This window comes from Paenibacillus sp. P4_A7 (assembly GCF_056402455.1).
On record NZ_JBFUHJ010000181.1, the window covers coordinates 1 to 9,940 of the forward strand.

Here is a 9,940-nt window from a genome sequence, read left to right on the forward strand (position 1 = left end):
GTAAAGGCTATGTGGTTGTGCAAGATTTATTGAGTGATGAAGATTTGATGCCCATTATTTCGGCTTATAGCGCATTTATCGATCGACGGGCGAAAGAACTGAAGGCGGAGGGGAAAATTCAAAACCTCTACGAAAATGAACCTTTTGAACGTCGGTTTGCGAAGCTTTTCGCCGAAAGCCGTGAGATCCAAAATGGACTCGACATCATGCAGGCCCGTTTGAAACCTATGTTTGAATTTTTGCATAATGAAAACTTGCTGGATGTAGTAGAGAGTTTGCTCGGCAAGGAGTTAACATGTAATCCAATCCAACATATACGTGGTAAAGTACCGGCTGAGATGCAGAGTGGAGATAGTTACTTGAATGTACCTTGGCATCAAGATGCCGCAGTCACGATAGAAGAAGCGGATAACTCTGATATTATCACGTTCTGGCTTCCTCTTGTGGACGCTGTTGCCGAAACAGGCTGTATGGAAGTGATGCCCGACGTATGGAGACAAGGATTATTAAAACATCATTCCGACGGTGGAACAACAATCGTGCCCGAACAGTTACCAGATGTACAACCCGTTTTAGTGCCATGTTTTAAAGGCGGTATCGTCATCATGAACAAGTACACACCACATCGCGGAACGTCAAATGTCTCGGACATCGTAAGGTGGAGCATCGACCTACGCTACCAGAAAACGGGGGAACCAACTGGAAGACCGTCCCATCCGGATTTCGTTGTTCGCAGCGTTGAGAATCCAGGGAGTATGCTAATCGATTATGAAAAATGGTGTGAGATGTGGGAGGAAGCGCTGACCGCTAAGCCAAGTCATAGTTTGCACCGCGTGTAGCTTCGAATATTTAATATCACAATAGCTGGACAATGGATGACTAGATCATCAGTTGTCCGGCTATTCTTAATCAGATATCACTTGGTGAAACGATTCTATTTCGACTTAAAATGCATTTTTAAGTACATAAAACCTCCTATATGACGTTGATTTGTATAGAATAAAGGATTGACAGCTCTATAAAGTCACATTTATAATCAAATATGAGACTAATAGAAACGTTTCGATTAAAGTCGGAACGACATCCGGAGAGGTTGCGACTAACATGACAAATGAGACTCCACAATTGCCTAACCAAATAAATAACAAGGTAAACTTAAATGAGTTAATTCAGAAAATGACGATAGAAGAGAAGATCGCACAGCTTATCCAACTGGCTGTTCCTTTTTATGAGGGTGTAGAAAGCAACGGACTGATTACAGGCCCGATGGAATCCCTCGGTATTACGGAGGAAACCGTCACCAACTCGGGCTCAGTGCTCGGAATGGCAGGGGCACAGGAAGTAATCAATTTGCAACGCACTCATTTAAAAAATAACCGTCATGGCATTCCGCTTTTGATGATGGCAGATATCGTTCATGGTTTTAAGACAATCTTTCCTGTTCCACTTGCGATTGGTTGTTCCTGGGATTTGGAGCTTGCAGAGAAAAGCGCAGAAATCGCTGCTAAGGAAGCCTCCGTTTCAGGTGTTCATGTGACTTTCGCGCCAATGGTAGATCTCGTACGAGATCCGAGATGGGGCCGAGTGGTAGAAGCAACTGGGGAAGACCCTTATTTGAACGCTGAGTTCTCTAAAGCATTTGTTAGGGGATTTCAGGGTAAAGATCTTTCAGATGACCTGGTTAGAGTTGCAGCGTGCGTAAAACACTTTGCAGCATACGGGGCCGCAGAAGCAGGTCGAGACTATAATACGGTCGATCTGTCGGAACGCCAAATGCTCGAGTTTTATTTACCGGCTTATAAAGCAGCACTGGACGAAGGCTGCGAGATGGTCATGACCGCTTTTAACACAGTGGACGGTATACCTGCGACAGGCAACTCGAAGCTGATGAGAAAGCTGCTGCGGGAGGAATGGGGCTTTGACGGCATACTCATTTCTGATTGGGGAGCGGTTAAAGAGTTGATCGCACACGGTGTCGCTGCAGATGAATCGGAGGCGGCATATAAGGCGATCAAAGCCGGAGTCGACATTGAAATGATGACCTCAAGTTACGTCAATCATTTGCCAGAGCTGGTAGAGAGTAAGAAAGTGGACGTAGCACTTATCGACGAGGCTGTCTWGCGTATTCTGACGTTAAAGCAGAAGCTTGGGCTGTTTGAGAATCCTTACCGGGCTGCTGATCCAGAACGTGAGCGGGAGATCGTATTCTGCGAGGCTCATCGCGAGGCTGCGCGTGAATTGGCGATCAAATCCTGCGTCCTTCTCAAAAATGAAGGTTTATTGCCGCTTAAAAAGGATCGGAAAATCGCACTAATCGGTCCTTTTGCGAGTAACAATGACGTCCTTGGGCCTTGGTCTTGGACAGCCTCTAAGGACGACGCCGTCACTATGGCAGATGGTATGAGAAACAAATTGAACGGATCAGCAGAGTTGTTAGTCGCACAGGGCTGTGAGATCGAGACAGCAACAGAGGAACAATTGCAAGAAGCGCTTGAGATCGCTCGAAATGCAGACACGATTGTCTTGGCTCTAGGCGAGCATTCGGACATGAGCGGCGAAGCTGGCAGTAGGGCGGATATTTGTTTGCCTATGATACAKCTTGAGCTTATTCGCAAGCTCAAGACACTAAATAAGCCGATCGTCGTTGTACTATTTAACGGACGTCCACTAGACCTGCACGGTGTATTTGATGAAGCGGACGCGATTCTGGAAGCTTGGTATCCAGGCACCGAAGCAGGAAGCGCAGTAGCTGAATTATTGTTCGGAGACGCTAATCCAAGCGCGAGGTTGACGATGTCTTTCCCTTACAGCATAGGTCAAGTGCCTGTATACTACAACTCGTTCAACACGGGACGTCCACAAGGAGCTCCTGATGCGCAGGTTCGTTATGTGTCCCAGTATTTAGACATCCCGAATGAGCCATTACTTCCTTTTGGCTTCGGACTTAGTTATTCAGACTTTGAATACGGTGAAGCTAAACTTTCGGCTGCTGTCATGACAGAGGTCGAGCCAATCAGGCTGACTGTTAAGCTGACGAATAAAGGAAGCGTTTCGGGAGTAGAAACGGTACAGCTATACGTTAGGGATATTTCGGGCGAGGTTGTGCGTCCCGTGAAGGAGTTAAAGGACTTCCGTAAGGTCGCACTTCAGCCGGGAGAAAGCACCGAGCTTGAATTTGTGCTTACTGAGAAACAGCTGCGGTACTACCACTCTGATCTTTCTCATAGTAGCGATACAGGAGCTTTTATTGCTTTCGTAGGTCCGAACAGCAGAGAGAATACCCAGCTTCCGTTCAAATTAGTGATGTAACAGATTCAGCTCCATATGCCATTAGAAGAACTTCAACCAGAATGCTCTGGTGGCCTAATATTTTGAATAAAACGAAAGGGCTGTCCCCAAATACTGAGGGACAGCCCTTTTTGTGCGATAATATGTGTTATATTAAATAAACTATTCTTTAACAGCGCCGATAACGATTCCTTTAACGAAGAAACGCTGCAGAAATGGATAAACCAATAAGATTGGGAGAGCACTGATGAAAATTTGTGATGCTCGTAGTGTTCGCTGCGACATATTGGCAATTACAGCAGGATCAAAACCCGTATTGCTTCCTTGCACGATAAGTGTTTGCATGAAGCTTGCAAGCGGGAGATTCTCAGATCCCTTCATATAGATAAGTCCATCGAAATATGCGTTCCAGTGTCCCACCATCGTAAACAAGGAGATCGTTGCGATTGCCGGCAAAGATATGGGAAGATAAATCGATATGAAGCTTCTGAAATGTCCGGCTCCATCAATAAATGTTGCTTCCTCCAATTCCTTAGGAACGGATCGGAAGAAATTCAAGAGCAGGATAATGTTGTATACCGTAACGAGGCCCGGTAAGATCAAAGCGAGCAATTTATTCAAAAGACCAAGCTTCATTACAAGAATATACCCTGGAATTAGACCGGCGGTGAACAGCATCGTGACGACGAAATACCATAGATAAGCGTTTCTGCCACGAAATACACGGTTATCTTTGGATAGAGCAAATGCAGCGAGAGAGTTCACAGTTAAAGCTAATACAGTACCTAGAACGGTACGCTGGACGGATACCCAGAGGGAGGTAACAAAGTTTTCATTACTAAATGTCGTAGCATAAGCCTCAAACGTAAACCCGATTGGCCAGAACGTAACAAGTCCAGCGTTGGCGGGAGCTGTGGCGCTTAAGGAAACCATCAGTAAGTGATATAAAGRCAATAAACAAACGACGGAGACTATTGCGAGTAGTACATAGTTGAATACGCTAAAAATACGGTAAGGCACCGTTTTGTGATACATGAGCGTTCACCCTTTCAAGTAAAACGACCTCACCGTCCATAGGACGGCGCTGCACGTTTGTATCGAGCGATAAGATCTAATGAAGGACATTGAAGCTTGAGCTTTCAATACGTGCAAGTGGTACTAGAAAATTCGATATCCTGCGAATTTATACGCAAGTCGGTAGGAAATTACGATTAACACTAAACTGATCACTGATTTGAATAGACTGACAGCAGTTGCAAAGCTGAATTGCCCGCTTAGCAAGCCTTGTCGATAGACGAACGTATCGATGATATCGCCTTGTTGATAAATCATCGGGCTATAAAGGTTAAATACTTGGTCGAAATTCGCATTAAGAACGTTGCCTAGCGCTAGCGTTGCGACCACAATAATAATCGGTATGAGTGATGGTATTGTAATATAAATGGTTTGCTTAAGACGGCCAGCCCCGTCTACTTCTGCCGCTTCGTACATTGCCGGGTTTATTCCGGCAAGTGCAGCAAGGAAGATGATCGTGTTAAAGCCAAATTCCTTCCAGACATCACTGAAAATGATCGTAAGTCGGAACCAAGTGCCGTCGCCCAAGAAGAAAATCGGTTTTATACCGAACACGCCCGTCAGAAACTGGTTTACAATACCGGTCTGAGAGAGCAAGTCGATCAAGATGCCTCCAAGCGTGACCCAGGAAAGAAAGTGAGGTAAGTATACGAGCGTCTGGATCGACCTTTTGTATCCCATATTCCGTACCTCGTTTAATAATAATGCGAAGGTAAAAGGGATAAGTAGATTCAAAAAAATCTTGGAAACAGCGAACAAGAGCGTGTTCATTGTAATTTTCATGAAGTAATCATTTTCGAACATGTATCGAAAATGTTTCAGACCGACAAATGGTGAGTCGGCGAATCCGAGTGATGCTTTATAATCCTGAAAAGCCATTATAATACCTGTCATTGGCAAGTAGGAAAAAATAAAAACTGATAGTACAGCCGGCAGCACCATAAGATGCAGAACCCACGGTACTCTGTACCCCGTTCTTTTTTTCACTTTCCGGGTGGTGGCATCAAGATTGACATCTGATGTAGTAGTTTGGTTCATAGCTCTCTCCCCGTTCTTAAAAAATTCATTTGTTTATCAGGTGAAGCCCTGATATATATAATAACAACACTAACGTTCATCGAACCATAAGACATTGTTAGGATCGATAGGGTTTTGTTAGGGACATTGTCTGGGGGGAACTTTAATGAAGCTAGGCAGAAGCATAAATTTTGTCAAGAACAGGATGAGATCTAAAATGAGTCTGTTCGCAAAAATGAATGGGTTGATCATCATATTATTCATTCCAATCATCGTCTTTTTTGCATTTTCCAACAGGGTCTCATTTAATGTAATCGATAAGGAGCTTCAGGCTTCTAATATTAAGCAGCTCTCGTTTCTATCCAGTCAGATCGATTCACGCATCAATCAGACCATGGATTTCGTGGTTACTTTTTCAAGAGACCCAAATGTTCGCAAATTCAATGGATTAAACATTTGGGACGATCGCTATGACAAGATGCAGACGAGGTATGTCATCCAGGAAAAGATGATGCTGCAATCTGGAGTGACGAATATATGGCCAGTCAAGTTCACCGTCTATTCGCAGTTAAACAAAGAGGCGATATCAAATGCTAGCAGTATGGTTGTATATGACGAGAAGTTCTTGAAAAGCAATGTAATGGGCAAATGGTCTCATAGCGATAGTGAAGCAACCATTGCGGATAAGAAAGCGTTCCATTGGTTTTATGCCGATTCTTATGGGCAGCAGGATGCTCTAAAAGGTAGTAATTTGGTCGTACAAGCTAGTTTTTACAATGAAAATATTCAGAATATGTTGGACACATATAAGGCAGGAGGGAAAGGAGATCCCTTGTTATATCATAAGGGTGATACTCCGATTTTGAATCGCAGTGCAAGTGAGAAGTTGTCAAATGAGCTTATTCGTCTTTTGGACGAGAAAGACCTAGAAGAAACGATGCAAGAAGTTGTTGAACTGGACAACAAACGTTATTTGATGAGCTCGGTTAAATCACTTTATCTGGATTGGTATTTGATAGACATTGTACCGCTTGATCAGATTTTAGGTCCCATATCGTTCAGTCGCAATTTATTTTATTTGGCAATTGCGCTGCTCTTCATGGTAGGAATCTCCTCTTCAGTACTGATGTATAGGAATGTTCAACGTCCGATCCGTAAGCTTATCCGTGGCTTGCAAAGCGTACAGCGAGGAGATTTCTCGGTCCGTATTGATTCCGATGTAAATAATGAGTTTGCATTCTTGTTCTATCGGTTTAACGATATGTCCCAGCAAATTCAAGCCTTGATTGAGAACGTTCTTAATGAAAAGCTAAGAGCTCGAGAAGCCACCTTGAAGCAGCTGCAAGCGCAGATTAATCCACATTTTTTATACAACTGCATTGGTTATATGATCAATATGGCTCAAATGAAAGATGAAGAGGCTGTCGTTTCGATGGGTCACAATCTGAGCGCATATTATCGATATATGACTCGCATAGATCGGCCTATGGCGTCGTTGAACGAAGAAGTCCAGCTGATCATTAATTATTTGGATATCCAAAAGCTTCGCAATGGCAGAATTCATTATCATATTGCTATTTCCGATGAGATGCTGAAACAGCATGTCCCGCGGTTGATGCTGCAGCCGATCGTAGAGAACGCGGTCATTCACGGGGTAGGAAAGACCTATTCCTCGGGAGAAATTCGAATTACGGGCGAAATGTCGAACGGCTACTGCAAGCTCTACGTTGAAGATGATGGACCTGGCATGACCGAAGAGCAATTAGAGACGCTCAATCGTAAAATGAAGGAGCCATTGCAAGATGATATGGGCTATGGTTTCTGGAATACGAATCAGAGGATTATCCATCATTTCGGCGATAAATCACATATTAGTTTCACGAAATCGGATATTGGAGGATTTCGTACAGAGATGGTGTGGGAATTCACTTCAGTAGAAGTACAGCACCATCAATCTAAGCAAGAAGGAGAACAATTAAATGCAAATGATCATCGTTGATGATGAAGCACACTGGGTAGACAACCTATCTACGACTAAGCCATGGCACACACTAGGCATTGAACAAGTCCATAAAGCATATTCCGCACAAGAGGCGTTGCGAATTCTCGAAACCCATCCGATAGATATCGTGATCTCTGACGTTCTCATGCCTGAGATGACGGGGATCGAGCTGATCGGGAAAATCCGCGAGCGCGACAAAAAAATTAAATGTATCATCCTTTCAGGCTATTCTGATTTCGAATATACGAAGGAAGCGCTCAGGCACCATGCGGTGGATTATCTACTTAAACCGCCGACTGACAATGAATTACTTGGAGCTGTGAAGCTTGCAGTTGATCAATTGGAGACCGAATGGGGAGACATAAGCTCACATGAGCGAATTGAATTTACATTAAGAGAAAATCTTCCCCTCTTACGTGGTCAATTGCTGTTAAGCGCATTGCGTGGTGAGCATCATCCTGTCGATGAATGGAACAGGAAGCTCGAAAGCTACCAATTGCCTATTCGTTTCGGGGAATGTGCATTGATGCTCGTTAGAATGGAAGAAGAGTTTGGACAGTATCGGAATAATGGCCAGCATCTATTGGAATACGCCATTATTAATATTGCCGAGGAAATTTTTGGTGAATTCGCTCATGTATGGGGCGTAAAAGAGGAACATGGTTACCTTGCGTTTCTGCTCCAGTCCAAGGACGAACATCGGTACGACGGTATGGAAACGAAGCTAGAGAAGTCGGCTATGCAGCTCCAATCGAAAGTAAAGCAGTTTTTGAAAGGATCATTGTCCATCGTCATGTCGGAGTCCTTCCAGTTTCCCGATAATCTTTCGGAACGATATCGTCACGCGCTTGCTTATTTTCGGCAAATCGTTGGAGACGAACGTGAATTTGTTATGCGAGCGGGCGATTTGGAAAGTCATGTCTCCCATGGAGCCTTAGACATTATACACGCTCCGCCGGGCTTGAAAAATTTGCTTGAGGCTGGGCGTTGGGACGTAGCGGAACAAAAACTGGTTGAGGTATTCGCTGAGTTGGATGAGAAGTGGTCAGATTCATGGGAGCATTGTCTAGAAGCAGGGTATATTATAGCATCATCCTTTACACATTATGCCCATCGTAATGGACATACGCTTGAAGGACTGTTAGGGCAGGATATGGAGCTGCTGCAAAGCGGTGAGGTTTTTTCTTCCATCGGTAAGCTACGGGGATGGGCTTTTGGCGCACTGAGCAAGCTGAAGGAAGGAACATCCGACGAAGTAAAGGATATTCGTTCCGTATATGTAAAAAAAATCCAGAGATTTGTAGAGACGAACCTACATCTTGACGTATCGTTGCGCGCACTCGCAGATCATGTGAACCTGCACCCCACGCATTTATCTAAGCTCTACAAGATCGAAACAGGTGAAGGAGTCAGCGACTTCGTATCCCGGCTTCGGATGGAGACAGCATGCCACAAGCTGAAAACGACCGAAAAGAAGGTTTACGAGATCAGTGCGGAGATCGGATACTTGGATCCGGCTTATTTCATTAAAGTTTTTAAGAGACAATTCGGATCTACACCGCAAGAATATAGGGAAGAAAACTAACAACATGACAGAGTCCTATGAAAACTAAAAAAATCCTATAGATGACCTCCTAGACCTGTTGGTAAAGTAACACTTATAAACAATCTTACTTCTTAGGGGGAGAAACGAAATGAGTAAATTCAAAAAAGTAGTGTTACCGCTAGCAGCAACCATGTTAATCGTGTCGGCTTGCAGTGGCAATGCAGGTAACAATGGAAACGCGGATAACAAGGGGACGGACACTCCGAAGGCAACGGAAGCTACGAAATCTGCAGCTGATCTTGCATTCGAAAAAGGTAAATATGATCCACCGATTGATATCAGCACTATTATCATGCCGAAGGAATACACAAAGGGTGAAACGAAGGAAGACAACGTTCATGACCGTTGGATGCTAGAGACACTTGGAATGAAACATAAGGACACTTGGTATCCAGCAGGTGGCGATCAATATAAGCAACAGCTTCAGCTTGCGCTTACTTCCGGTGAAAAACTACCTGATTTCGTCATGGTGCCGACTGATTCAGTATTGACGAATCAACTAATTGATTCGAAGCAGTTCATTCCAATTGATGAGTTGTTCGAAAAATATGCAAGCCAAGTTTGGAAAGACCATGCAGCAAACAATCCAGAGCTGTGGTATCCGTTCACAAAGGACGGCAAAAAATGGAACCTTCCAATTATGGAGTACACGGATAACGATGATACACTTCTATGGTTGCGTGAAGATTGGATGCAAAAGCTTAAGCTTGAGACTCCAAAAACAATTGCGGATCTTGAGAACATTATGGATAAATTCAAGAACCAAAACCCAGATGGATTGGCAGCGAAAGATGTCTTCCCACTGGCAATTTCCTTGAAAAACAATACAAACACATGGATGGGCGGACTTGACTGGCTGTTCGGTGCATACGGCACTGTTCAAGAGCAATGGAACAAAGACGCTAACGGCAACCTAGAATACGGTTCCGTTAATCCGGGTGCTAAGCAAGCTC

Annotated in this window: 7 protein-coding genes; 5 read left to right on the plus strand and 2 right to left on the minus strand. The window is 44.1% G+C overall.

The genetic code is table 11. From position 1 onward, the window contains the following. Positions 1-839: phytanoyl-CoA dioxygenase family protein (locus AC1DWN_RS19490; RefSeq protein WP_477560565.1), on the plus strand; the 839-nt coding region annotated here is incomplete at its 5' end. 265 nt (positions 840-1,104) lie between these two features. After that, complete coding sequence (bglX, locus tag AC1DWN_RS19495; RefSeq protein ID WP_477560566.1) at positions 1,105-3,309, plus strand: beta-glucosidase BglX; 2,205 nt, start codon at positions 1,105-1,107, stop codon at positions 3,307-3,309. A gap of 141 nt (positions 3,310-3,450) precedes the next feature. On the opposite strand, the gene AC1DWN_RS19500 is transcribed toward bglX, so the two are convergent. Both AC1DWN_RS19500 and AC1DWN_RS19505 read right to left on the minus strand, forming a co-directional pair. Beyond that, a complete protein-coding gene (locus tag AC1DWN_RS19500; RefSeq protein ID WP_477560567.1) occupies positions 3,451-4,323 on the minus strand; it encodes a carbohydrate ABC transporter permease in 873 nt (290 codons plus the stop codon). A gap of 123 nt (positions 4,324-4,446) precedes the next feature. Continuing rightward, positions 4,447-5,304 (minus strand): ABC transporter permease, encoded by an 858-nt coding sequence (locus AC1DWN_RS19505; protein WP_477560571.1) that lies wholly within the window; start codon positions 5,302-5,304, stop codon positions 4,447-4,449. 292 nt (positions 5,305-5,596) lie between these two features. On the opposite strand from AC1DWN_RS19505, the gene AC1DWN_RS19510 reads away from it, so the two are divergent. The 3 genes from AC1DWN_RS19510 to AC1DWN_RS19520 all read left to right on the plus strand — a co-directional run. After that, on the plus strand, positions 5,597-7,378 hold the full coding sequence (locus AC1DWN_RS19510) for a sensor histidine kinase (protein WP_477560568.1): 1,782 nt from the start codon (positions 5,597-5,599) through the stop codon (positions 7,376-7,378). Further along, positions 7,359-8,966 carry a response regulator transcription factor gene (locus AC1DWN_RS19515; protein WP_477560569.1) on the plus strand — a complete coding sequence of 536 codons (1,608 nt, stop codon included), beginning with the start codon at positions 7,359-7,361 and terminating at the stop codon, positions 8,964-8,966. The genes AC1DWN_RS19510 and AC1DWN_RS19515 overlap by 20 nt, the downstream gene beginning before the upstream one ends. A 109-nt stretch (positions 8,967-9,075) precedes the next feature. Beyond that, on the plus strand, positions 9,076-9,940 hold an 865-nt coding region (locus tag AC1DWN_RS19520; RefSeq protein WP_477560570.1), incomplete at its 3' end, for a type 2 periplasmic-binding domain-containing protein.

Bases quoted from the DNA above. Each gene is read 5' to 3' on its own strand.
- AC1DWN_RS19505 (WP_477560571.1), bottom strand. From the start codon at position 5,304: ATGGTGCTGCCGGCTGTACTATCAGTTTTTATTTTTTCCTACTTGCCA.
- AC1DWN_RS19510 (WP_477560568.1), top strand. From the start codon at position 5,597: ATGAGTCTGTTCGCAAAAATGAATGGGTTGATCATCATATTATTCATT.
- AC1DWN_RS19515 (WP_477560569.1), top strand. From the start codon at position 7,359: ATGCAAATGATCATCGTTGATGATGAAGCACACTGGGTAGACAACCTA.